Source organism: Pantoea sp. X-Soil-ISGK-275 (assembly GCF_059730795.1).
This window is the reverse complement of record NZ_AP035977.1, coordinates 369,935-393,079: the sequence shown is the minus strand read 5'-3', so window position 1 is coordinate 393,079 and position 23,145 is coordinate 369,935. Positions and strand designations below refer to the sequence as shown.

At 55.2% G+C, this 23,145-nt stretch carries 24 protein-coding genes; 21 read left to right on the top strand and 3 right to left on the bottom strand.

Translation table 11 applies throughout. The annotated features are described in order from the left end of the window. Positions 1-46 precede the first annotated feature (46 nt). From AC6I8A_RS21170 to AC6I8A_RS21100, 15 genes are all read left to right on the top strand, one after another. On the top strand, positions 47-256 hold the full coding sequence (locus AC6I8A_RS21170; RefSeq protein WP_497819115.1) for a hypothetical protein: 210 nt from the start codon (positions 47-49) through the stop codon (positions 254-256). Between the two features lie 201 nt (positions 257-457). Next, entirely contained in the window at positions 458-967 is a 510-nt protein-coding gene (locus AC6I8A_RS21165) for a cytochrome b (RefSeq protein WP_265298370.1), read from the top strand. Between the two features lie 87 nt (positions 968-1,054). Next, positions 1,055-1,492: a winged helix-turn-helix domain-containing protein gene (locus AC6I8A_RS21160; RefSeq protein WP_265298371.1), complete on the top strand. Its 438-nt coding sequence runs from the start codon at positions 1,055-1,057 to the stop codon at positions 1,490-1,492. 4 nt (positions 1,493-1,496) lie between these two features. Further along, complete coding sequence (locus AC6I8A_RS21155; protein ID WP_265298373.1) at positions 1,497-1,997, top strand: type II secretion system protein N; 501 nt, start codon at positions 1,497-1,499, stop codon at positions 1,995-1,997. Positions 1,998-2,008: 11 nt separating this feature from the next. Then, positions 2,009-3,883, top strand: a complete 1,875-nt coding sequence (gene gspD / locus AC6I8A_RS21150) for a type II secretion system secretin GspD (protein ID WP_265298375.1) — start codon at positions 2,009-2,011, stop codon at positions 3,881-3,883. Then, complete coding sequence (gene gspE, locus AC6I8A_RS21145) at positions 3,880-5,343, top strand: type II secretion system ATPase GspE (RefSeq protein ID WP_265298377.1); 1,464 nt, start codon at positions 3,880-3,882, stop codon at positions 5,341-5,343. The genes gspD and gspE overlap by 4 nt, the downstream gene beginning before the upstream one ends. Then, entirely contained in the window at positions 5,340-6,533 is a 1,194-nt protein-coding gene (gene gspF, locus AC6I8A_RS21140; RefSeq protein WP_497819114.1) for a type II secretion system inner membrane protein GspF, read from the top strand. The genes gspE and gspF overlap by 4 nt, the downstream gene beginning before the upstream one ends. A 6-nt stretch (positions 6,534-6,539) precedes the next feature. Further along, positions 6,540-6,986 (top strand): type II secretion system major pseudopilin GspG, encoded by a 447-nt coding sequence (gene gspG, locus AC6I8A_RS21135; RefSeq protein WP_265298381.1) that lies wholly within the window; start codon positions 6,540-6,542, stop codon positions 6,984-6,986. A gap of 2 nt (positions 6,987-6,988) precedes the next feature. Beyond that, positions 6,989-7,471: a type II secretion system protein gene (locus tag AC6I8A_RS21130; RefSeq protein WP_293793801.1), complete on the top strand. Its 483-nt coding sequence runs from the start codon at positions 6,989-6,991 to the stop codon at positions 7,469-7,471. Continuing rightward, on the top strand, positions 7,468-7,818 hold the full coding sequence (gspI, locus tag AC6I8A_RS21125; RefSeq protein WP_293793803.1) for a type II secretion system minor pseudopilin GspI: 351 nt from the start codon (positions 7,468-7,470) through the stop codon (positions 7,816-7,818). Before AC6I8A_RS21130 ends, gspI begins: the two co-directional genes overlap by 4 nt. Next, positions 7,815-8,363, top strand: a complete 549-nt coding sequence (gene gspJ / locus AC6I8A_RS21120) for a type II secretion system minor pseudopilin GspJ (protein WP_479485363.1) — start codon at positions 7,815-7,817, stop codon at positions 8,361-8,363. Before gspI ends, gspJ begins: the two co-directional genes overlap by 4 nt. Next, positions 8,360-9,247, top strand: a complete 888-nt coding sequence (gspK, locus tag AC6I8A_RS21115; RefSeq protein WP_497819113.1) for a type II secretion system minor pseudopilin GspK — start codon at positions 8,360-8,362, stop codon at positions 9,245-9,247. The genes gspJ and gspK overlap by 4 nt, the downstream gene beginning before the upstream one ends. Next, positions 9,244-10,152: a type II secretion system protein GspL gene (gene gspL, locus AC6I8A_RS21110; protein WP_497819112.1), complete on the top strand. Its 909-nt coding sequence runs from the start codon at positions 9,244-9,246 to the stop codon at positions 10,150-10,152. Before gspK ends, gspL begins: the two co-directional genes overlap by 4 nt. A gap of 130 nt (positions 10,153-10,282) precedes the next feature. Next, a complete protein-coding gene (locus AC6I8A_RS21105; RefSeq protein WP_497819111.1) occupies positions 10,283-10,741 on the top strand; it encodes a hypothetical protein in 459 nt (152 codons plus the stop codon). Beyond that, the gene (locus AC6I8A_RS21100) at positions 10,731-11,501 is read left to right on the top strand and encodes a prepilin peptidase (protein WP_265298395.1); all 771 of its coding nucleotides are present in this window, start codon (positions 10,731-10,733) and stop codon (positions 11,499-11,501) included. Before AC6I8A_RS21105 ends, AC6I8A_RS21100 begins: the two co-directional genes overlap by 11 nt. 19 nt (positions 11,502-11,520) lie before the next feature. On the opposite strand, the gene gspS is transcribed toward AC6I8A_RS21100, so the two are convergent. Further along, positions 11,521-11,901 (bottom strand): type II secretion system pilot lipoprotein GspS, encoded by a 381-nt coding sequence (gene gspS, locus AC6I8A_RS21095; protein ID WP_265298397.1) that lies wholly within the window; start codon positions 11,899-11,901, stop codon positions 11,521-11,523. 285 nt (positions 11,902-12,186) lie between these two features. Here gspS and gbpA point away from each other — a divergent pair, with 285 nt between their 5' ends. The 3 genes from gbpA (at position 12,187) to AC6I8A_RS21080 (ending at position 16,779) form a co-directional block, all read left to right on the top strand. Then, positions 12,187-13,614: an N-acetylglucosamine-binding protein GbpA gene (gene gbpA / locus AC6I8A_RS21090; protein ID WP_265298399.1), complete on the top strand. Its 1,428-nt coding sequence runs from the start codon at positions 12,187-12,189 to the stop codon at positions 13,612-13,614. Between the two features lie 300 nt (positions 13,615-13,914). Beyond that, positions 13,915-15,300 (top strand): diaminobutyrate--2-oxoglutarate transaminase, encoded by a 1,386-nt coding sequence (locus AC6I8A_RS21085; protein ID WP_265298401.1) that lies wholly within the window; start codon positions 13,915-13,917, stop codon positions 15,298-15,300. A 12-nt stretch (positions 15,301-15,312) separates the two neighbouring features. Further along, the gene (locus AC6I8A_RS21080) at positions 15,313-16,779 is read left to right on the top strand and encodes a pyridoxal phosphate-dependent decarboxylase family protein (protein WP_497819110.1); all 1,467 of its coding nucleotides are present in this window, start codon (positions 15,313-15,315) and stop codon (positions 16,777-16,779) included. On the opposite strand, the gene AC6I8A_RS21075 is transcribed toward AC6I8A_RS21080, so the two are convergent. Beyond that, complete coding sequence (locus AC6I8A_RS21075; protein ID WP_265298405.1) at positions 16,780-17,742, bottom strand: LysR family transcriptional regulator; 963 nt, start codon at positions 17,740-17,742, stop codon at positions 16,780-16,782. It abuts the gene before it with no gap. Positions 17,743-17,839: 97 nt separating this feature from the next. Here AC6I8A_RS21075 and AC6I8A_RS21070 point away from each other — a divergent pair, with 97 nt between their 5' ends. Next, complete coding sequence (locus AC6I8A_RS21070) at positions 17,840-18,703, top strand: aldo/keto reductase family oxidoreductase (protein ID WP_497819109.1); 864 nt, start codon at positions 17,840-17,842, stop codon at positions 18,701-18,703. A gap of 80 nt (positions 18,704-18,783) precedes the next feature. On the opposite strand, the gene pdxR is transcribed toward AC6I8A_RS21070, so the two are convergent. Continuing rightward, complete coding sequence (gene pdxR / locus AC6I8A_RS21065; RefSeq protein WP_256698751.1) at positions 18,784-20,268, bottom strand: MocR-like pyridoxine biosynthesis transcription factor PdxR; 1,485 nt, start codon at positions 20,266-20,268, stop codon at positions 18,784-18,786. 109 nt (positions 20,269-20,377) lie between these two features. Between pdxR and gabT the strand changes: the two genes are divergently transcribed. Beyond that, complete coding sequence (gabT, locus tag AC6I8A_RS21060; RefSeq protein WP_256698752.1) at positions 20,378-21,640, top strand: 4-aminobutyrate--2-oxoglutarate transaminase; 1,263 nt, start codon at positions 20,378-20,380, stop codon at positions 21,638-21,640. Positions 21,641-21,734: 94 nt separating this feature from the next. Further along, the gene (gene gabP, locus AC6I8A_RS21055) at positions 21,735-23,129 is read left to right on the top strand and encodes a GABA permease (protein ID WP_256698753.1); all 1,395 of its coding nucleotides are present in this window, start codon (positions 21,735-21,737) and stop codon (positions 23,127-23,129) included. The last annotated feature ends 16 nt before the right edge of the window (positions 23,130-23,145 follow it).

The following is a 23,145-nucleotide window of genomic DNA, read 5'->3' as shown; positions in this document are numbered from 1 at the left end:
CTATACTAAATCAGGATATGTCTTATAACGTCTGGAGGATAATGCGATGAGTACGGCTACTGACAGACTTTCTCAGGCAGCGCTGCGCCGCCACCATATTGGGGTGAAAACCAAAGGATTACGTTATCGCGGCGATCTGTATGTGTTCCGCTATAACGCCGGCCACTCCGATGTGTTCCTAAACAACGACCGCGTGATGTCATTGAATACCAGCAACGTGCAGGAAGCGATCCAGCTGTTTAAGCAGCAGTCATAACACTTTAAAGTTATTATTTTTCCTTTCACCCGATGAACTCAGAACGTTCGTTTTGAGAGCGCTCTCATATTCTTAACGCCTGCAAAAACTTATTTTAATCCGCGAATGCAATTCTTTACGCGTTAATCCTCATTCGGTCTATTGACCTTTTAGGCTGAGGGAGACTTCCCTCAGCCATTTTTATTTACCAGGCAAATAATCATGAAATCAAAATACTCCCGCATGCAGGTATTTCTGCATTGGCTATCCGCCGTTATTATTATCTGGGGTACTATCTCCGGCTTTATGGTCGCGCTCTTTGAACCCGCCTTTGAGCATAAAGCCTGGGTCGGCTTCATCAATGTTTCTCTCACTACGCTATTTATTCCTTTCTTTGTGATGAGATTGTGGTTTGCATTCCGTCACGGTAAACCCAATGATCATCTGCTCTCCTTACGCGAAGAGAAATTATCCGCCATCGGTCACGCCTTTCTCTATCTGAATATGACCATTGTGATGCTCAGTGGCGTATTGATGATGGATCGCCCTATCAACGTATTTGATTGGTTCTCTCTTCCACAACCGATTGAAAATGAATCGATTACGCGTGTTTTCAACCGCGTTCATATCTTCTCCTGCGCCACGCTGGGATTATTAGTCATCGGCCATGTGCTGGCGGTAGTAAAACATCAAATGAAAGGCAAAGCGCTGCTACGTCGTATGAGCTGGTGATATTAAGGTCATTCCGAGAGTGCTCTTATAGCTTAGGTCTTCTTATCTAATTACTTTAGCGCAAAAAAATTCACAGAGACAATTTATATGCTCACTGATGAACAGGCAAAATCATTACTTTCATCTGGACAGCACAATTACGATAATATCCTGCTGTTAGATTCTGCCTATAATAAAATTACGCTCCCCCAACAAGCGATCACTTTTTCAGTTAACGAAGCACAAAAGCGTTTAATGCTGTGCCTGCTGAATAAAATAAGCTGCAAGCGCGAGATTATTCAAGTGGTGTGGAACGATAATCATCAGCGCATCCGCGATAACAATTATCATCAGCTGGTATTTCAGTTTCGCGCCCTGTTACAACGCAATGGTTTACCAGCAAACTTAATTGTCACCGTGCCCTATTACGGCTTAAAGTTGAATGAACCCTTATTGCGCGAACTAAAAGATTGCGGATCCGCGATGCCAGAAGAACGGCGTAAATTGCTGCCGCAACTGCTCTCCTTTGCGCGTTCCCTGTTCTAAGCAAATGGATATTCGCTTAATTGCGCACGCCTGCATCCAATGGCGATCTCTTTTTATCTGGCTGCTCAGTGCGCTGCTGCTCATCGTGGCGCTGCTGAGGTTGGTAATGACGCTCACCGCAGGCCACGCAATCACTATCGAGCTGCCAGTTTCACCCGAAAACGGGCAAAACGCTCCGCGCGCATCTGCGCTCAATCTCGCGTTATTCAACGAAAAACAGGCATGGTCGCCGTTTGCAGTGGGTGAAATGGCCTCTGATGATGCGCGTCTACGCGATGCGCCGCGCAGCGCTTTGCCCGTAAAGGTGGTCGGCATTGTTCATCAACGAAAGGCAGATCAAAGCCTGGCAATTCTTGCCGAAAACCAACAGCAATTCACAGTATCCAGCGGTGAAGCGCTGCCGGGCTATGCCGCGAAAGTGGCGCGCATCTTTCCCGATCGCGTAATCGTGCAATATCGCGGCCACTACGAATCGCTCTTAATGGAATCAGGCAGTCAGCGATGACTGCACCAATTATGAAAAAATTTCTTTTGTTGCTCTGTCTGATGACGTTTGTGGTTCAGGCAGAAGAGTATGACGCCAGTTTTAACAACGCCGAGATCGGCGAATTTATTAACACGGTGAGCAAAAACCTCAGGAAAACCATTATTCTTGACCCCAGCGTCAAAGGCCATATCAGCGTGCGCAGCCATGAAGTGCTGGATGAAGAGCAGTATTATCAGTTCTTTCTTAGCGTGCTGGATGTGTATGGTTTCTCAGTTCTCCACATGAAAAACGGCGTGCTGAAAGTGGTGCCGTCGAAAAATGCCAAAAGCGGCGTGATTCCCCTCTCCAAAAATGGCGAGATCCGCGCTGGCGATGAGTTGATTACCCGCGTGGTGCCGCTGCAATTTGTCACCGCCAAAGATCTCGCGCCCCTGCTGCGTCAGCTGAACGATGCCGCCGCTGGCAGCGTGGTGCATTACGATCCCAGCAACGTGCTGCTGATGACCGGGCGCGCAGCCGTTATCGAACAATTGGTGGCGATTGTGGAGAGCGTCGATCTGCCCGACGATCACAGTGTCGATAAAATCACGTTAGAAAATGCCGCAGCGCCGCAGGTCGCGGAATTGCTCAACAATTTGCACAGCAAAGCCGCGGCTAAAGCGGTGGCCGACAGCCGAACCAACGCGTTGTTAATCAGCGGCGAGTCCTCAGCCCGTCAATCATTGCTTGAGGCCGCGCGCGAACTTGATGCAAAGCAGGTGCGACGCAGCAACGCCAAAGTGATCTACCTCAAACACGCTAAAGCCGAAAACCTGCTGGAAGTGTTAACGGGTATCAATCCGCAAGGCGACACCCGTTCCGAAGGCGGCACCGCGCTTCCGGCCATCAGCGTGATGAAAGACGTGGTGGTAAAAGCCGATAAACAGACCAATTCACTGGTGATCAACGCGCCGCCGGAAAGTGTTGCCGAGCTGGAACACGTGATTCAGCTACTGGATATTGATCGTGCGCAGGTTTTAGTCGAAGCCATTATCGTGGAAGTTGAAGATGCCGATGGTCTGGCGCTTGGCGTGCAGTGGTTCAATCAGCGCGGCGGCGGTACGCAGTTCACGGATAGCGGCGCACCGGTAACCGGACTCTCACCGGGCGGCATGGGCGAGGCGCTGGCGAAGATGAACGGCCTTGCCGCCGGTTTTTATCGCGGTAACTGGTCAGGTTTATTCACCGCGCTGCAAACCAACAGTGAGAACAATATTCTCGCCACGCCGAGTATCGTCACACTCGACAACATGGAAGCGGAATTCACCGTCGGCCAGGATGTTCCGGTGCTGACCGGTTCCCAAACCACCAGCGGCGACAACATTTACCAAACCGTATCGCGCCGCAGCGTGGGCATTAAGCTCAAAGTGAAACCGCAAATTAGTAAAGGCAATGCGGTGATGATGGAGATTGAGCAGGAAGTCTCCAGCGTCTCAGAAGCGGCCAGCAAAGATAATCTCGGTCCGACGTTCAATACCCGCACCGTGCGCAATGCGGTGCAGGTCAGCAGCGGCAACACCGTGGTGGTGGGCGGACTGCTAGATAATAGCGGTTCACGCATCACCAACAGCGTGCCGCTGCTAGGCAACATTCCGCTGATTGGCGGCTTGTTCCGCTATCAGTCCGAGAAAAGCAGCAAACGTAATCTGATGCTGTTTATCCGTCCGACAATCATTCGCAGCCAGGCGGATTACAACACCAGCACCGAATCGCAGAGGAATAAATTTGGCGATGCGCTGCAAGGCTCACCCGCCGCACGCAACATTGATCGCGGTTTTAATCAGATCCTCGGTGGGAGCCAGAACAATCAGGCGCTGGATGAGACGCTGCAACTGATTAACGACTTCAATCGGGCGGCGCGATGAGTGCCCCGCTTCTGCCGTGGAACTGGGTGCAGCAGCACCACATAGTGCTGCTGCCAGAAGATCCACCGCGCCTCTGCTGCAAATCGAGCATCAGCTTTACCGCGCTGGCCGAGGCGCGACGCCGCTGTCCTGATGCGCTGATTGAAACGGTCAGTGATGACCAGTTTCAGCAACTCGCCAGCGCCTGCTATCAGCAGAACAACGCATCGCAGAAAATGGTGAGCGAAATCGGTCAAAGCCTCGATCTGGATGAACTGGTTGATGCCTTGCCGGATGAAAATGAACTGCTCGACAGCGACGATGGCGCGCCAGTCATCCGCTTGATCAATGCGATCCTGAGTGAAGCGGTGCGGGAAGGCGCTTCAGACGTCCACATTGAGCCGTTCGAAAAGTTGTTGAGCGTACGCTTCCGCATTGACGGCATGTTACGCCCGGTGTTGACGCCGCCGGTACAGCTCAGCCGCTATCTGATTTCCCGCCTCAAAGTGATGGCAAAACTGGATATCGCGGAAAAACGGCTGCCGCAGGACGGTCGCATTACGTTGCGCGTTGCCGGCCGCAGCGTGGATGTGCGTGTGTCAACGCTGCCCGCCAGTCACGGTGAACGCGTGGTACTGCGTATCCTCGATAAAAACAGCCTCGATGTCGCGCTGGAAAATACCGGCATGCAGGCAACGTTATGTCAGCGTTTACAGCAACAGCTGCAGCTGCCACACGGCATTATTCTGGTAACCGGCCCAACCGGTTCGGGAAAAAGCACTACGCTGTATGCCGCCTTACGCGCGCTTTATCGCCCGGAAAAAAATATTCTTACCATTGAAGATCCGGTGGAATACGAGCTGGAAGGTATCGGGCAAACGCAGGTGAATGCCAAAGTTGACATGACCTTCGCCCGCGGGCTGCGTGCCATTTTGCGTCAGGATCCGGATGTGGTGATGATTGGTGAGATTCGCGACAGCGATACGGCACAAATTGCCGTGCAGGCTTCGTTGACCGGCCATCTGGTGCTCTCCACGCTTCACACTAACAGCGCGTTAGGTGCGGTAGAACGCCTACGTGACATGGGCATCGAACCCTTTTTGCTGGCGAATGCGCTGAGCGCGGTTTTGGCCCAGCGTCTGGTACGCAAACTCTGTGAAGCCTGTAAACAGCCGTGGCAACCCGATGAGCATGTGCTAACCCGCTACGGACTCGGTGGCCTAACGCTCAGCGCCCCGCTTTTTCAGCCGCAAGGCTGCGCCGCGTGCAATCACAGCGGCTATCGCGGCCGTACCGGCATTCATGAGCTGGTTATCGTGGATGATGCGCTGCGCAGCGCTATCAACCAGGGATCGAGTGAGCAGCTTTTACAACAACATGTCACTCAGCGTATCTCGCTGATGCAGGACGGACTAGAGAAGGCGCTGGCGGGCATCACCTCATTGGAAGAAGTGCTGCGCGTCTCACGGGAGGGATATTGATGCACTTCCGCTATGTGGCGCGAGACGATCAGGGTAAAACCCAGCGCGGCACGCTCGAAGCCGATAATGCGCGTCACGCGCGCCAGCAATTGCGTGAACGTCGCTGGCAGCCGCTAACGTTGAAGCGTGCAACGGCTTCATCCGCCAAGTCAGGTCGTATTAAATCCCGCGATTTCGTCTTGATGATGCGCCAGCTCGCCACCTTAACCGGTGCGAACTTACCGCTGGCGCAGTCGCTGCAGGCGCTGGCCCAGCAGAGTGAAAAACCGCAGCAGCGACAGCTAATCGACACCTTACGTCAACGCGTGCTTGAGGGGAGTTCGCTGGCGGAAGCGGTGGCGCTGTTCCCAAAAACCTTTTCTCCCTTGTATCAGGCGATGATCAGCGCGGGCGAAGCCTCCGGACGTCTGGACCGCGTGCTGGAGCAATTGGCGGATTACAGCGAGCAGAGCGAAAAACTAAAGAGCAAACTGTTGCAGGCAATGATCTATCCGCTGTTGCTCACCGTGGTAGCAATGTCGGTGGTGGGAATTTTGCTGGTCGCGGTAGTGCCTGAAGTGGTGGCGCAGTTCAGCCATATGCAGCAGAACCTGCCTGCCAGCACGCGGATTCTGATGCAGCTGAGCGATGCAGCGCAACAGTTCGGACCGGCGCTGCTGCTGATCATCGTCACGCTTCTGCTGCTGTGCCAAACCGCCCTGCGACGCCCAACACTGCAACTGCGCTGGCATCAGCGCATGTTGCAGCTGCCGGTGATCGGTCGTATTACGCTGAATCTCAACCTGGCGCGCTATGCGCGCACGCTCAGCATTCTTACCCACAGCGCCGTACCGCTGCTGGAAGGCATGGCAATCAGCGCGGCCGTGCTGAGCAATGTTTTTATTCGTGAACGCCTGCAGGTGGCTGCTGAACGCGTACGCGAAGGCGTCACGCTGACGCAGGCGCTGGATGCTTCACAACTGCTCACGCCGATGATGCGCCACATGATTGCCAGCGGCGAAAGCAGTGGCGAACTGGATGCGATGCTGAAGCGCACCGCCGATATTCAGGATCAAGCTTTTGTCAGCCAGATGACGCTGGCCGTCAGCCTGTTCGAACCCTTACTGATTGTGGTGATGGCAGCAATTGTGCTGTTCATCATCCTCGCTATTTTGCAGCCAATACTGCAGCTCAACTCACTGACAGGATAAAACTCAATGGAATTAGCGCCGGTTAACACCCAACGCCAGCGTGGCTTTACGCTGCTGGAAATCATGGTGGTGATTGTGATTCTTGGCGTACTCGCCAGTTTGGTGATCCCAAGCTTAATGGGAAATAAAGATCGTGCCGATCGGCAGAAGGCGGTGAGTGACATTGTCACGCTGGAAAATGCGCTCGATATGTACAAGCTGGATAATGGTCGCTATCCCACCACGGAACAGGGACTGAAAGCGCTGGTCGCAGCACCGGCGATCGCCCCGCAGCCGCGCAACTATCGCAGCGATGGCTATATTCGCCGTCTGCCACAAGATCCCTGGGGCAACGATTATCGTCTGGTCAGTCCGGGTAAACACGGTGCTATTGATCTGTTCTCGGCAGGCGCGGATGGCGAAGCCGGCAGCGAAGATGATGTCAATAACTGGCAGTTGGATGGCAGCGAATAACCATGAAGAACAGAAGTCAGGGTTTCACGCTGTTAGAAATCATGATGGTTATGCTGCTGCTGGGCGTGGTGACGCGTTTAGTGGTCGCGGCTCTGCCTGAAAGCAAAACCGCGCAACCGCTGGAACAGTTGCAGGATAGCGCGCGCTGGGCATGGGAACAGGCGCAGCTCGAAGCGCGCATTTGGCGTTTACAGCTGCATAGCGATCGCTGGCAGCTCTCCACGCTCACCGGCGGTGAAGCCGGTGAAAAAGGGCCGTTGCCCGGCACTGTCTGGCATCCGGTGGTGGGCGCATTAGCACAGGAAACGATTAAAAACGGGGAACTTCGTCTGCGCGGCGCGGCGGCACATGCCCTGCCCGCCACATTGTGGTTTTTACCGGATGGCGACATGACACTGGCTGAGATTGAATTTCATTCGCCTGCTGGCGAGGTCCATCAGCTGGCGCTCAATCCCGCCAGCTTATCCGCCACCTTACCGCTATGAAACAGCAAGGGATGACGCTGATCGAAGTGATGATTGCACTCGCTCTGCTGGCAATAGCCGGGCTGGCGCTGATGCAAACGCAGCATGAGCGGGTGCGTAATCTTCACTATCTGGAGCAGAAACAGATCGCGGGCTGGGTTGCAGAGAACCAGCTCGTGCTGCTGCAACTTTCGGCGCTGCCACATGCGGGCCTGCAGGAGGTTCAAATGGCGCATGAACGCTGGCACTGGCAAGTGCAGAGTTTGCCCACCACGCAACCCAGCGTGCAGCGTGTTGAAATCGCGGTATGGCGAAATAGCATTGAGGGAGCACCGCTGGCGCGCCTGTATAGCTGGGTTGCGCAATGAATCCACAACGCGGGTTTACGTTGCTGGAGATGCTGCTGGCGCTGGCGATCTTTGCGCTGCTGAGTCTGGCGGGATATCAACTGTTACAAGGCAGCATGCGCGCACAACAGCAATCGCAGCAACATACACACCAGTTGAGTGCGTTGAATCGCCTGTTTGCGATCCTCGAACAGGATCTCAAACACGCGCTGATTCTGCCGAATGCCGTCATTCATCAACAACCGGCTTTTGTTGCCCAGCAGCAAGCCACGCTGCTGCAATTCACTCGCCGGAATTGGCTCAACCCGCAAGGCGATGCGCGCGCGGCTTTACAACAGGTTCGGTGGAATTTCAGCCAGCAAACTTTGTCGCGGCAACGGCTGGACGATGGTCTCACCCTCACCTTTTCCGCCATTCAGCACGTCAACCTGCGCTTCTATTCAACTGGCCGCTGGCAGGATCGCTGGACCTCACAATTCAGCCTGCCGCAGGCGATTGAAATTACTCTGATCACGGCGCGCTGGGGGAAAATTACGCGCGTGCTATTAGTGGGAAATGGGCGATGAGGGCGCAACGTGGCATGGCGTTAATCACGGTTTTGCTGATCATCGCGCTTATGACGCTGCTGGCGGTAGCAGGACAGCGACAGTGGTGGCAGGCTCTGACGCGCACTGCGAGCCAGCAATTTCAGCAACAGGCGCAATGGACGCTGCGCGGTGCGGAAACCTGGCTGATTAACCAAGGCGGCAAACCGCTGGATGGACGCGTGCAACAGCTGCGGCTGGACCAGCAAACGGTCAGCTATCGCTGGCGTGATCGACAACGCTGTTTCAACCTCAATGCGCTGGGTCAAAATGGTCGCACCGATAAGGATGGCGTGTTTCACCGCAGCGCGGCGCAACGCGTATTTGCCCATTTGCTGCAGCAACAAAGTATGGATCAACAGGCGATCAGCATCCTGCTTGCCCAGCTCCACCAGCAGATCAATGCGGGCGACAACAAACAGTGGCCTTTGCTGGCCGATAAGACCGAAATCCGCCATTTATCCTTGCTGGCCGAACCGCGCTGGTCAAACCTCGCGCCACTGCTTTGTGCCTTACCCAGTAGCGAACTCAACATAAACCTAAACGCGCTACACGCTGACCAGGCATCACTGTTGATGGCGCTGCTCGAAGGCGAAAAAGATCGTTCACAGATCCTCTCACTTCTGCAAAAACGCCCCGAGCGCGGATGGTCCACGCTGGATGACTTTATCAGCGCCTTGCCGGGTGGTACGGCAGCGGCCGTTAGTACCTTGCAAAGTATCGCCGTGCTGGAAAGTCAACATTGGGAGCTGCTGATTTGGCTGGCCGACGAACAGCAGTTTGCCGCCATTCGTAGCCAGTGGATACGCCATCAGGACCTCTTTACCCTGCATCACCGTCAATATGGATTAAGTGAAGCGCCATGAAATTTTTTAACAAACACCCAAAAGGTTGGCGGATCCTTGTGCAGCACGCGCAGGGATGGCGTTGGTGTTACCAATACGCCGACCTGCGCCCGCAACAGGGCGAATCTCTGGCAGACTTACCGGTAGCCGATGATATCGAGACGATTGTGCTGATCGCCGCCGAACAGCTGACACTCGCCAACGTCACGCTGCCAAGCGCCAATAGCCAATCACTGCGCTGGCAACTGGAGCCGCTGCTGAGTGAAGAGGAGGAAAATCTGCACATTGTTAGTCTGCAGCGTCACGGCGATGCGCATCTTATGGCTGCAATCAATCGCGATCCATTACGACAGATACTTGAAACGCTGAACGATCACGGCATTGTGCCGCAACGCGTAATCCCCGTGACGCTGGTGCTGGAAGCCGGAACGCGCTTACAGCTTGGTGATCAATGGTTGCTGCGCCTGGCAGACGGAACCGGCTTGTCGCTGCCGGGTGATGCGCTGGCACAGTTTCCCTCTTTGTCTGAACTGACGGCGATTGAAGGCGATAGCTTATTGCATCTGGCACAAGGCGCGCGCAACTGTCGCTATTCGCTGCTGCAAGGTGAATTTGCACGTCGCCCAGAACTGCGATCACCGCTGTTCGCGTTGGCGGGCGCCATCATGTTGGGTTGGTTTAGCGTGATATTTCCCCCTTTGTGGCAAGGCTGGCAGGCACAACAGGCGCTGACGCAGCTTAATCAGCAACTGCTGGCACGCTATCAGCACTATTTTCCTGCGGAGTCGCCGACGTTAGTCCGCCGCGCGTTTAGCGCTAAGGCGTCACAGTCAGCTGATTTCCCCGCTAATCCGGGTTTGCTTGCTCTGCTGCACAACACTTCGAGCCTGCTCGAAAAACTGCATGAAACCCACTGCAATCGCTGATATGGGATGGTACGACGCAACGATTACAGTTAACGTTTCGCGATGCGCTGCCTGCGGCCGTCAGTAATGACGCGCCTGAGGGCATTGAGGTGATTGTGATGGAGACACAATTAATGTTGAGCAGGAAATCATGACCTTTCTATCTGAATGGTGGCAGACACGTCAGCCGCGTGAACGCGGATTGCTGATAGCGGCAATCTTGATCGGCATTGGATTATTGCTGCAACTTAGCTCGCAGCAAACCGATGAATATCGTCAACGCAGCCAGCAGGCATTCGCACGAGAACAGCAAGTGTTACAACTGCTGCCAACGTGGGAAGCCGCGCTGCAAAGTTTTCGTCAACCTGGTGAAGCGCCCTCAACAGGCGCGTTCAACATACTGGCGCAGCAGCAGGGTTTAACGCTTGAGGTGGAATCACATCAGCATCACTGGCAATTGAAGCAGGCGGTGACGCTCTCCTTTCCTGTTCTGCTGCAATGGTTAAGCGAACTTGACGCGCGCTGGGGTATTGAGGTCAGTGAGTTGAAAATGCAGCGCGACAAGCAACATGTCCGGCTCACACATCTGGAGCTGAAGCATGCTGAATGATGGGTTGATGCTGCTATTCGGCAGTCTGTCTGCGCTCTCCGTCGGCAGCTTCCTCAACGTGGTGATTTATCGACTGCCGCTGATGATTATGCAGCCTGAGAAAAAGTTAAGCCTGACGCTGCCGCGATCGCATTGTCCACATTGCCACCGGCCGCTGCGCAAGCGCGATAACATCCCGCTGATTAGCTGGCTGGCTCTGCGTGGTCGCTGCCATCAATGTGCCCATCCGATTAGCGTGCGCTATCCCGCACTGGAACTGGCGACGTTAATGCTTAGCCTGTTTTTAGCCTGGCTGTTGCCGTGGGATGCGACCTTATTGGCCGCACTGCTGCTGTGCTGGATACTGCTGGCACTAACGCTGATTGATATTGAGCATCAGCTGCTACCCGATGCGCTGACGCTCTCACTGTTGTGGCTGGGCTTGTTGCTACACGCATTTGCCTGGTTGTCGGGCTCATTAAGTGATGCGGTGTTGGGGGCTGCTTTTGGCTATCTGGCGTTGTGGCTACTTGCGAGCGGCTACCGTTACTGGCGCGGAATCGACGCTTTAGGGCTGGGCGATGCAAAATTGCTGGCGGCGTTAGGTGCCTGGCTGGGTTGGCAGATGCTGCCGACGGTTTTATTAATTGCCGCAGGTGGCGGCATCGTCACGGTAATTTTACGCACACTGCTGTTTAAGCGCCCTTTACACCAACCGCTGCCGTTTGGCCCGATGCTGGCATTTGCCGGGGCGTTACTGTTTGTTTATCCGTTGGTTTGAGTATGCGCACCACGCATATTTAACTTCTTACCCAACTCATCTGATTCAAAAACGGCGCAATGGCCACATTCAGCGCTGCGCATTTCTGTGCGTTAGTTTGATGATCTTTCGTCAACGCAGCGTATCGCTGGTTGATGGCATTACTCAGCTCGTGCGGATCGATCTGCGCGGTATTCCAGCCACGGTTTTTGGCCTGACCTAATGCGCCACGCATTAATGTTTGTTGATCAGGAATATCGCTGCGTTGGCAATAATCGCGCGTCCAGTTACTTCCCGCCACTAACGCGGATAATTGGTTTAACTGCTGCGGCTGCAGTGCTTGTGCTGGCGAGAGCTGCTGGCAACCGCTCAACGCGGTAGCCAGAAAAACAAATACACAGGTGCTTATACGGATAGTCATCTTCATTCCGGGAAAAGAAAAATTAATTGCAGGAATTTTAATCATCTGGCGAGTTTTATGACACCGCCAATAAGGATGTTTAAGGTCTTTAAGAAGTTAGAGGGGTTTATTAAGGTGGTTGTTAATCAAGGGATAAATAATATTTTCTCAACGTTAATACCTCTAATGTCCTTTAAGTCTGCATCTGTCCGCAAATTTCTTATCCTGCTTCTGCCTGTGAAATACAGGTCAGGAAATAACGGGCGCCCTACACGCCTACTTAAACCTTTGGATAAGGGAATAATGATGAAATTAACCAAAATTGCTCTGGCAATTTCTGCTCTGGCATTCAGCGGCGGCGTATTAGCGCATGGCTATATCAGCGAACCGGCGTCACGCGATCAAATGTGTCGTGATGCTAAAACCCCGAACCTGAACTGCGGCCAAGCGCAGTATGAGCCGCAAAGCGTGGGCGAAGGTCCGGATGGTTTCCCGGCTGCAGGTCCTAAAAACGGTGAACTGGTCAGCGGCAGCGGCGGCACCAACTGGATGGGTACCGCGCTGAATGCCCAGAGCAGCGATCGCTGGGTGAAACATAAAGTCGAAGCCGGTCCAATGGACATCACCTGGACTTTCACCGCCCCACATCCGATTGCCGATTTCAAATACTACATCACCAAAGCCGACTGGAATCCAAACCAGGCGCTGACGCGTGATGCGTTCGAACTGACGCCGTTCTGCGTGATTCCAGGCGGCCCGGCAGCCTCTACCGGTAAAACCACTCACAGCTGTAATCTGCCTGAGCGTAACGGCTACCAGATTATTTACGGTGCGTGGGATGTCTCCGACACCGCAGCGACCTTCTATAAAGTCATCGACGTGGAATATGACGAAGTCGCTTCCGTGTGGAAACGCACCATTGGTTCTATCCTGCCTTCCCGCGCGCTGGAAACCGGCGACAGCGTGAAAGCCCGTATCTTCGACGCCAATGGCGAACGTGAAGATCTCAGCATCACGCTGAATATCGATTCAGACGCCGCCGGCGAACCTAATGCCTGGTCAATGGCGTTAGCGAATAAGATCAACGATACCTTCAAAGACATCCGTGCGGGCGTGAAGAATAAAGACGGTGATGTGGTGCCGGTGGCCGGTAGCAACACCATTTATGCGCAGAGTGAAAGCCAGATTACGCGCGTCGAGCTGCAGGTAAATGCTCAGGCCGATAACCGCCCAGGTTTGGAACTGACGAATATCGCCAGCAGCTACAACATTACCGAAGGTCTGACGCCGGTTGAGTTCGGCATTCAAACGCGCGGCGCAATGGTAATCAATGCGAAAGCCTACAACGCGAAGCAAGAGAACATCGGTTTTGGCAGCGTTAATGTTGAAGATGCCGCGCAGAATATGACCGTCAACCTGTGGAACGCTGAAACCGGCGATATCACCATGGTGGTTACCGGTGCAATGAAAGATGGCAAAACCTTCCAGAAAGAGTTCACCACCAAGCTGGTGAGCAACGACGCGGGCGGTGATTTTGACTTCATCTATCCGGCGGGCATCGGTCAGTATAAAGAAGGTACCAAAGTACAGCTGCCAGCAACCGGCGAAGTCTTTGCGTGCAAGCCATTCCCGTATTCGGGCTGGTGTAACATCAACTCACACCATTACGTACCGGGCACTGGCTCTAACTGGCAGGATGCGTGGACCAAAGTTGGCGGCGGTCATCAGCACTAATTTTACAGTTTTAAACCGGGTGTAAACCTCAATGGCAACCTGCGGGTTGCCATTTTTTATCCACAATTGCAGCTATTTATGCACAATTCATTTCCGCGTCATGCTGACGAAATAATCTAAGCGCCGAATTCTTCAACAAATCCCTGATTCATATAGACAAGTAATAAACAAATCTAAACAAAATTAATCATTGTGATGTAGGTCAAAAGGCTCTATATTGGCCGCGTTTTTTCACAGCTGTTACTTTTTTGTTCAATTAGTCAATTGGCGAGCCTCACGTGCCCCGGTTGAAGGAGAGATATGATGACGGATAAAGTCCGTATTGATAGTTTTGGTGCCAATGCATTCAACGGAAACAACGACGCATTCTTAGCCCGTCAGGCTGAGTTTGAATCTAACGTCAGGAGTTACCCGCGCAAACTGCCTTTAGCCATCGCTAAAGCCCATGGCGTGTGGATCACAGATGTTGAGAATAAACAATATCTTGACTGTCTGGCTGGCGCAGGGACGCTGGCACTGGGTCACAACCATCCTGATGTTCTCCAGAGCATACAAAATGTCATTACCAGCGGCTTGCCGTTACATACTCTTGATCTGACTACACCACTGAAAGATCAATTCTCTGAGTCTTTACTCTCGCTGCTGCCAGGCCAAGGTAAAGATTATTGTCTGCAGTTCACCGGCCCTTCAGGTGCGGATGCAGTAGAAGCCGCGCTGAAGCTGGCGAAGAAAGCCACTGGCCGTAGCGGCGTGATCAGCTTCTCTGGCGGTTACCACGGTATGACGCACGGCGCGCTGTCCGTTACCGGCAACCTGGCACCGAAAGAAGCGGTTGATGGCATGATGCCAGAAGTGCAGTTCATGCCTTACCCTCATCAGTATCGTTGCCCGCTGGGTATCGGTGGTGAAGCTGGCGTGAAAGCGTTGACCTACTACTTCGACAACCTGATCAACGACGTGGAAAGCGGCGTGCGTAAGCCAGCTGCAGTCATCCTCGAAGCGGTTCAGGGCGAAGGCGGCGTAAACCCAGCTCCGGCTGAGTGGCTGCAGCGCATCCGTAAAGTGACCCAGGAACACGGCATTCTGCTGATCCTCGACGAAGTTCAGGCTGGCTTTGCCCGTACCGGTAAATTCTTCGCCTTCGAACACGCAGGTATCGAGCCAGACATCATCGTGATGTCTAAAGCGGTGGGCGGCGGTCTGCCACTGGCCGTGCTGGGCATCAAAAAGCAGTTCGACGTTTGGTCACCGGGTCATCACACCGGTACCTTCCGTGGCAACCAACTGGCGATGGCGACCGGCCTGACCACGCTGAAAATCCTCAAAGAGCAGGATATCGCGGGCAAAGTTGCCGCGCAGGGTGAATGGCTGAAACAGCAGCTGGCTGCGATGCAGAAACGCTTCCCGGTCATTGGTCACATTCGTGGTCTCGGCATGATGATCGGTATTGAGATCGTTAAACCGAACGAAGCGGCCGATCACATGGGTAGCTTCCCGGCTGACGGCGAGCTCTCTGCGCTGCTGCAGAAGAAGTGCTTCGAAGCAGGTCTGATTCTGGAACGCGGTGGCCGTCATGGCGCAGTGTTGCGTCTGCTGCCTTCACTGCTGATCACCGACGATGAGCTGGCGATTTTCCTGGATAAATTTGAGCAGGCGCTGATTGGCGCTGGCGTCAAACCTGTTTGATTGGAAGAGTAAATGTCTGAAGTAAACCCGATTCTGGCCGCCTCTGCACAGAGCATTGAGGCGTACCAGCAGGCGATTGCCCAGAGCAGCGCCGCGGTTGTGCAGTGGCTGCAACAGCCTGAGATGTATCAAGGCAAGACCGTTGCCGAACTGCGCGAGCGTATCACGCTCGACTTCAATCCAAACGGCCTGGGTAACCAGGCCGCGATTGAACGCGCGATTGAATATTTCCTGAAAGACAGTCTTTCAGTGCATCACCCACAATGTGTGGCGCATCTGCATTGCCCTAGCCTGGTAGTAAGCCAGGCAGCAGAAGTGCTGATCAACGCCACCAACCAGAGTATGGATTCGTGGGATCAGAGCCCTTCTGCCACCATCATTGAGATCAAACTGATTGAATGGCTGCGTGCGCAAGTGGGTTATCCGGCTGGCGACGCAGGTGTGTTCACCAGCGGCGGCACCCAGAGCAACCTGATGGGCCTGATGCTGGCACGCGATGCGTTTTATCAGCGCCAGGGCCACTCGGTACAGCAGCATGGCATCACTGGCGATCTGCGTAAGATCAAAGTGCTGTGCTCTGAAAACGCGCACTTCTCCGTACAGAAGAACATGGCGCTGCTTGGCCACGGCTATCAGTCTGTGGTGCAGGTGAAGTCTGATGAATTCGCCCGTATGGATGTGTCAGACCTGAAAGCCAAGCTGGCACAGGCCGAAGCCAACGGCGAGCAGATTCTGGCGATCGTTGCGACCGCCGGTACCACCGATGCCGGTGCTATCGATCCGCTGCGTGAAATTGCCGATATCGCTGCCGAGCACAACATCTGGGTACACGTTGATGCAGCCTGGGGCGGCGCGCTGTTGCTGTCCGAGAAGTATCGCGACTACCTTGATGGCCTGGAGCGGGTGGATTCCGTCACGCTGGACTTCCACAAGCAGTATTTCCAGACCATCAGCTGTGGTGCGTTCCTGCTGAAAGATGAGCGTCATTACGAGCTGATGCGCTATCAGGCGGCTTATCTGAACTCTGAGTTTGACGAAGAGGCTGGCGTACCGAATCTGGTTTCCAAATCACTGCAGACCACGCGTCGTTTCGATGCATTAAAACTGTGGATGGGCCTGGAAGCGCTGGGTCAGAAACAGTACGCGGCGATCATCGATCACGGCGTGACGCTGGCGCAGGAAGTGGCGAAGTTTGTTACCTCTGAACCACGCCTCGAGCTGGTAATGCAGCCTCAGCTGGCGAGCGTGCTGTTCCGCTATCGTCCAGAGCAACTGACCGATACCGCGCAGATTGCCCTGTTCAACCAGCGCATCGGTGATGCGCTGCTGGATTCAGGCCGCGCCAACGTGGGTGTGACCGAGAACCAGGGCATAACCTGCCTGAAGCTGACCTTGCTGAACCCAACCGTCACGCTGAAAGATGTTAAAGTCCTGCTGGCGCTGGTTGAGAAAACCGCGAATCAGCTGCTGAACGCATAATTATCTGTGATGCGAATAAGCCGATAACTGGCAACGGTTATCGGCTTTTTTCGCTTCTGCACCTGAATTCAGTTCGCGCACATAATCCAGAAACGCCTGGAGCGGCGCCGGAATCAACCGGCGATCGTTGTAATAGAGCCACAGGCCAGAGAAGCTTTGCCACCAATCCGGCAGAATCGGCTGCAGGCTGCCATCACTCAGCGCCGGTCTAATCCAATCCTCAAATAAGTAGACCACGCCGCAGCCAGCAATCGCGGCCTCCACCGTGAGATCCATCGCCGCGCCGATACTGCAAATCAGCGGACCTTTCGGCTGCAAACGCACGGTTTCTTCGCCGCAGGTGAATTCCCATTCGGCAATCACACCCGTCGCATAGCGCCCGTGCAAACAGCGATGCCGCACCAGGTCGCGCGGATGCTGCGGCGTGCCGAACTGCGCCAGATACGCTGGAGATGCCGCCAACGCAAAGCGCTGGGTACGCGGGCCGATCGGCAGCGCCACCATATCTTGCTCCAGATGATCGTCGTAACGAATGCCAGCATCACAGCTATCGCGGAACACGTCCTGCACATTACTTTCCGCCACCACTTCGAGCTGGATATCGGGATAGCGCTGCAGAAATCCCGGCACAATCGCCGGTAACACGATGCGCGCGGCGCTCACCGGCACATTCAAGCGCAAGGTGCCGCCCGGCGTATCGCGGAACGTATTCAGTGCATCCAGCGCCGCATCCACTTCATTCATCGCCGGAAGCAGTCGCGACATCAGCGCCCTGCCAGCTTCGGTTAACGCCACGGTGCGCGTGGTGCGATTAAACAGCCGCACGCCGAGCTGCTCTTCAGCGCGCCGCACCGCATCACTTAAACGCGACGGATTGCTGCCGGTGATACGCGCCGCCTCGCGAAAACCACCCGCTTTTGCCACCGCCACCACCGCGTGCAGTAGCGCGATATCCAATGCCATTGTTCGCCATTCCGTACAGTATGTCCCGATTTGTACGGATAGTTGCACAGCACTTTGGCGATTACAATCTAACCACACACTGACGAAGGAGCTTTCCATGTCTCATCCAGCATTGACTTACACCCTTGGCGATCGCCAGGTTGCACGACTCGGTTACGGTGCCATGCAGTTAGCCGGTCCCGGCGTGTTTGGTCCGCCGAAAGACGAAGCGCGTGCTTTGCAGGTGCTGCGCGATGCCGTCGCGGCAGGCGTGAATCACATTGATACCAGTGACTTCTATGGTCCACACATTACCAATCAGCTGATCAAGAAGGCGCTTCATCCTTACACCGACGATCTGGTGATCGTCACCAAACTGGGCGCGCGTCGTGACGAGAAAGGCGGCTGGTTACCGGCGTTTACACCAGAAGCGTTGACGCAAGCAGTGGAAGATAACCTGCGTAATCTCGGACTGGATGTGATGGAAGTGGTGAATCTGCGTTCGATGTTGGACGTGCATGGGCCGAAGGAAGGTTCGCTGGAACCGCAGATTGAGGCGATGATCAAGCTGAAAGAGCGCGGGCTGATTCGTCATATTGGTCTGAGCAACGTTACCGCCAAACAGGTGGCCGATGCCCAGGCAATGACGCCGATCGCCTGCGTGCAGAACCTCTACAATCTGGCCAATCGCCAGGATGAGGCCTTGATTGATCAGTTGGCAGCACAAGGCATTCCGTACGTCCCGTTCTTCCCGCTCGGCGGTTTTTCACCGCTGCAATCGGATCGGCTGAGCGAGGTGGCAAATGAGCTTAACGCGACACCGCTGCAGGTGGCGCTGGCCTGGCTGCTGCAGCGTTCGCCTAACATTTTGCTGATTCCGGGCACCTCATCGCCGGAGCACCTGAAGCAGAACATGGCGAGTGCCGAGGTGAAACTTACGCCTGAAGTTTTGCAGCGTTTGGATAGCATCGCGCAGCCATAAGTTGACCAGGTCGCCATAAATGGCGACCCTACGAAGACGATGCGGCCGTTGTAGGGTCGCCATTTATGGCGACCTCCGCTTCAAATTATCCCCATCTCCGCCAAACACCCTTTCAAGGTACCAAACGCATCCTGACACTGCCGCTCATCGACGCAGGCAAAACCCAGCAGCAACCCGCGCCGCTCCTGCGGATGCATATAATATTGCGACAGCGGCCGCACCTTCACGCCGCGCCTCAGCGCCAGCGCGGCGACCGCCACATCGTCACAGCCGGTTGGCAAATTCATCACCAAATGCAATCCCGCCTCGTGATTCACCACCGGCAAAAAAGCAGCCCCTAAATAACGCTCAATCAGGCTAACCATAAAGCGCCGCCGCTGACTATAGAGCTTACGCATGCGGCGAATGTGCGACATGTAATGCCCTTTCTGGATGAACTCCGCCAGCGCACGCTGCACCAGCAAATGGCCGCCGCGATACAGTTCCGCCGCCGCCACACGCAGCGGCTGCGCCAGCGCTTTTGGCACCACCAGATAACCGAGGCGCAGCGCCGGATAGAGCGTCTTGCTAAAAGTGCCCATATAAATTACCGGCGCATCCGGCTCGAAGCCTTGCAGTGAGGGAAATGGCTGGCCGGAGAAGCGAAACTCGCTGTCGTAATCATCTTCCACCAGCCAGGTTTTGTGTTTGCGCGCCAGATCGAGCAGTTGCTTGCGGCGTTCCAGGCTGAGATGCACGCCCAGCGGATATTGGTGTGACGGTGTCACGAAAATCATCTTCGGTGCGCGACTGCGTGGCGGCAAATCGGGAATTAAACCATGCTCATCCACCGCAATGGCATTGATTTTCAAGCCATTAATGCGCAGCAGATTGCGCGTACCCCAATAACCGGGCTCTTCGATCCACACCTGATCGCCAGGATCGCACAGCACGCGTGAAACCAAATCCACCGCCTGATGAATCCCTTCGGTGATGATGATTTGATTGGCATCGGCACGCACCGAACGCGCCACGCTGAGATACTCCGCCAGCGCGGCGCGCAGCTGCGGACAGCCGCCGTTGCTGCTGTAGATCAGCCGTTCAATATCCGGTTCACGATTCAAACGCGCCTGGATCTGGCTGAAAAGTTTATGCGGGAACTGCGTGACATCCGGCGCGCCAGGCACAAAAGCGCCCCACTGATACGGCGAGGCATTGGCATGGCCGAGCAGCGAGGCGCCGCGTTTAGAAATCGCCGCCGGTTTCGCGGTCAACGCTTCGACAGTTGCTTCATTGCGCGGTGTGTTAAGCGATCCTTCCGGCAAGTTTTCTGCAATCCAGGTGCCGCTGCCGGTGCGCGCCGTGACGTAGCCTTGCGCCATCAAATTCTCGTACACATTTAACACCGTATTTCGCGACACCGACAGCTCACGCGCCAAATCGCGCGTGGCGGGCAAGCGCGTGGCACGCGGAAAAATGCCTTCAGCGATAGCGGCTTGCATACAGCTCAGCAAACGCTGCTGCAATGTTCCTTCCGGCATAAACTGCATGCGCTCTAATACATGATCGGCGTACAAACTTCGCAATTGGCTCCCCTCTTTTCACTGAAAGTGGCTCTGGCAAGATAGCGCAGCGCAGGCATAAATAAGCGTGTTTATCGTGATTTGTAAAGACGCTTATCGCTAAGGAAAGGTTATGGAAGGTAAAAACAGCCAGTTGCAGCAACGTAAAGATGATGCCCTGCCACGCGGCACCGGCAATCTTTGTCAGTGGTATGTCGAGCACGCGGAGAACGCCACGCTGCGCGATGGTGAAGGTAACAGCTGGATCGATTTCGCCGGCGGCATCGCGGTGCTGAACACCGGTCACCGCCATCCGCGCATCGTGCAGGCGATTGCCGATCAGTTAGCGAAATTTACCCATACCGCATTCCAGGTGACGCCGTACGAGAGCTATGTGGCGCTGGCTGAACGCCTCAATCGCGTGGTACCAATTGCCGGTAAAGCCAAAACTGCTTTCTTCTCCACCGGCGCAGAAGCGGTCGAAAACGCGGTGAAAGTGGCACGGGCGGCGACGCGCCGTCACGGCATCATCACCTTCGGCAACTCTTTCCACGGTCGTACTTTTATGACCATGGCGATGACCGGCAAAGTGGCACCTTACAAACGCGACTTCGGCCCGATGCCCGCGTCGGTTTGGCACGCGCGCTATCCCAACAGCGTGACCGGCATCAGCGTTGATGATGCGCTATCCAGCTTGCAGGACATCTTCACTCAGGACATCGCACCACAGGATGTTGCCGCTATTGTGCTGGAGCCGATTCAGGGCGAAGGCGGCTTCCACGTCGCGCCGCCTGAATTCTTCAACCGTCTGCGTGCGCTAGCCGATGAGCACGGCATTCTGCTGATTGCCGATGAGGTGCAAACCGGCTTTGCGCGCACCGGCAAGCTGTTTGCGATGGATCACTATGCGGTGAAACCGGATCTCATCACCATGGCGAAAAGCCTCGCGGGCGGCATGCCGTTATCGGCGGTCAGCGGCCGCGCCGAGATTATGGATGCGCCAGGTCCGGGTGGATTGGGCGGTACTTACGCCGGTAACCCGCTGGCGATTGCCTCAGCGCATGCGGTGCTGGACGTGATCGCCGACGAGAAGCTGTGTGAACGCTCTGCACAACTCGGCGCGCAGTTAACCGACTTCCTGCACAGCGCGCGCAGTCAGTGCTCCTCCATCACCGATATCCGCGGCCTTGGCTCGATGATCGCGGTGGAGTTTGCCAGCGCGCAAACCGCGCAAACTATCCAGCAACAGGCGATGGCGCGTGGGCTGCTGCTGCTCACCTGCGGCCCGCAGGGCAATGTCATCCGCTTCCTCTATCCGCTCACCATTCCTGATGCACAGTTCGGTCAGGCGCTGGAAATCCTCAGCAGCGTGCTGAGTCAACACGCCGATTCGTAACACGCTACCCAGCCCGTGCGGCGGGCTGGGCTTCTCACCTGTTGTAACCCGGTTGCGCATGGCGCGGCCTGAGAGACGCTTTGGAGAAATATTGATGAGTTCACAGAATGCCGATGTACTGGCGCAAGGCCTGAAGCCACGTCATGTGCGGATGTTATCGATTGGTGGCGTGATTGGTGCCGGATTGTTTGTTGGTTCAGGCCATGCGATCGCCGAAGCCGGTCCGGCGGTATTGCTGGCCTACATCGCTGCGGGCGCGTTGGTGGTGCTGATTATGCGCATGCTGGCGGAAATGGCGGTGGCATCGCCGGATTCCGGCTCTTTCTCCACTTACGCCGACAAATCGCTCGGCCGCTGGGCTGGCTTCACCATCGGCTGGCTGTACTGGTGGTTCTGGGTATTAGTGATCCCGCTGGAAGCCAACGCCGCTGGCACCATCCTGCATTCATGGTTTCCGCAGGTTCCTGTATGGGAATATACGCTGGCGATCACTTCATTTCTGACCATCAGCAACTTGTTCAGCGTGAAAAATTATGGCGAGTTTGAATTCTGGTTCGCCCTGCTGAAAGTGGTGGCGATTGTGGCATTCCTCTGCGCGGGTAGTTTGGCGGTGTTCGGATTGATGCCGGGCAGCAGCACGCAAGGAATTTCACATCTGTATGACACGCAAGGCTTTATGCCGAATGGCATTGGCGCGGTGCTGGCCGCCATCCTGACCACCATGTTCTCGTTTATGGGCACCGAGATCGTCACCATCGCCGCCGCTGAATCGCGCGAGCCGAAGAAGCAAATTACCCAGGCGACCAACTCGGTGATCTGGCGTATTGCGCTGTTCTATCTGCTGTCGATTTTCATTGTGGTGGCGCTGGTGCCGTGGAATACGCCGTCGCTGATGAAAGCCGGTTCTTACCAGACGGCGATGCAGATGATGAACGTGCCGTACGCGAAGCAGATTGTTGATGTGGTGGTGTTGATTGCGGTGTGTAGCTGCCTCAATTCCGCGCTGTATACCGCATCCCGCATGATCTACTCGCTGTCGCGCCGTGAAGATGCGCCTGCCATCGCATCGCGCACCACCCGCAGCGGCACGCCGTGGGTCGCGGTACTGCTTTCTACGGCGGCCGCCTTCCTCGCGGTGATCGCCAACTATCTGGCGCCAAGCGCGGTGTTTGAGTTCCTGCTGGCCAGTTCCGGTGCCATCGCGCTGCTGGTGTATCTGGTGATCGCCGCGTCTCATCTGGTGCTGCGCAAAAAGCGCGAAGCGCGCGGCGAAATCCTCAGCTATCGCATGTGGCTGTTCCCTGGCCTGACGTGGGCGACGATGGTGTTCATTGTCGGCGTGTTGATTGCCATGCTGTTTAACCAACAACACCGTCCAGAGATTATCGCCACCGGCCTGTTAACGCTGGGTGTGGTTGCCGCCAGCCGCATTGTGCAGCGCAAACGCGTGGCGCGTAAAAACGAGGAGATGGTGGCGTTACGCTCGTAACGCATTGATTCCGGGC

Bases quoted from the DNA above. Each gene is read 5' to 3' on its own strand.
- AC6I8A_RS21165 (WP_265298370.1), top strand. From the start codon at position 458: ATGAAATCAAAATACTCCCGCATGCAGGTATTTCTGCATTGGCTATCC.
- AC6I8A_RS21075 (WP_265298405.1), bottom strand. From the start codon at position 17,742: ATGGCATTGGATATCGCGCTACTGCACGCGGTGGTGGCGGTGGCAAAA.
- gspL (WP_497819112.1), top strand. From the start codon at position 9,244: ATGAAATTTTTTAACAAACACCCAAAAGGTTGGCGGATCCTTGTGCAG.
- AC6I8A_RS21105 (WP_497819111.1), top strand. From the start codon at position 10,283: ATGACCTTTCTATCTGAATGGTGGCAGACACGTCAGCCGCGTGAACGC.
- AC6I8A_RS21155 (WP_265298373.1), top strand. From the start codon at position 1,497: ATGGATATTCGCTTAATTGCGCACGCCTGCATCCAATGGCGATCTCTT.
- gspS (WP_265298397.1), bottom strand. From the start codon at position 11,901: ATGACTATCCGTATAAGCACCTGTGTATTTGTTTTTCTGGCTACCGCG.
- gabT (WP_256698752.1), top strand. From the start codon at position 20,378: ATGGAAGGTAAAAACAGCCAGTTGCAGCAACGTAAAGATGATGCCCTG.
- gbpA (WP_265298399.1), top strand. From the start codon at position 12,187: ATGAAATTAACCAAAATTGCTCTGGCAATTTCTGCTCTGGCATTCAGC.
- gspJ (WP_479485363.1), top strand. From the start codon at position 7,815: ATGAATCCACAACGCGGGTTTACGTTGCTGGAGATGCTGCTGGCGCTG.
- AC6I8A_RS21085 (WP_265298401.1), top strand. From the start codon at position 13,915: ATGATGACGGATAAAGTCCGTATTGATAGTTTTGGTGCCAATGCATTC.
- AC6I8A_RS21160 (WP_265298371.1), top strand. From the start codon at position 1,055: ATGCTCACTGATGAACAGGCAAAATCATTACTTTCATCTGGACAGCAC.
- AC6I8A_RS21080 (WP_497819110.1), top strand. From the start codon at position 15,313: ATGTCTGAAGTAAACCCGATTCTGGCCGCCTCTGCACAGAGCATTGAG.
- AC6I8A_RS21070 (WP_497819109.1), top strand. From the start codon at position 17,840: ATGTCTCATCCAGCATTGACTTACACCCTTGGCGATCGCCAGGTTGCA.
- gspE (WP_265298377.1), top strand. From the start codon at position 3,880: ATGAGTGCCCCGCTTCTGCCGTGGAACTGGGTGCAGCAGCACCACATA.
- AC6I8A_RS21100 (WP_265298395.1), top strand. From the start codon at position 10,731: ATGCTGAATGATGGGTTGATGCTGCTATTCGGCAGTCTGTCTGCGCTC.
- AC6I8A_RS21130 (WP_293793801.1), top strand. From the start codon at position 6,989: ATGAAGAACAGAAGTCAGGGTTTCACGCTGTTAGAAATCATGATGGTT.
- gabP (WP_256698753.1), top strand. From the start codon at position 21,735: ATGAGTTCACAGAATGCCGATGTACTGGCGCAAGGCCTGAAGCCACGT.
- gspK (WP_497819113.1), top strand. From the start codon at position 8,360: ATGAGGGCGCAACGTGGCATGGCGTTAATCACGGTTTTGCTGATCATC.
- gspI (WP_293793803.1), top strand. From the start codon at position 7,468: ATGAAACAGCAAGGGATGACGCTGATCGAAGTGATGATTGCACTCGCT.
- gspD (WP_265298375.1), top strand. From the start codon at position 2,009: ATGAAAAAATTTCTTTTGTTGCTCTGTCTGATGACGTTTGTGGTTCAG.
- AC6I8A_RS21170 (WP_497819115.1), top strand. From the start codon at position 47: ATGAGTACGGCTACTGACAGACTTTCTCAGGCAGCGCTGCGCCGCCAC.
- gspG (WP_265298381.1), top strand. From the start codon at position 6,540: ATGGAATTAGCGCCGGTTAACACCCAACGCCAGCGTGGCTTTACGCTG.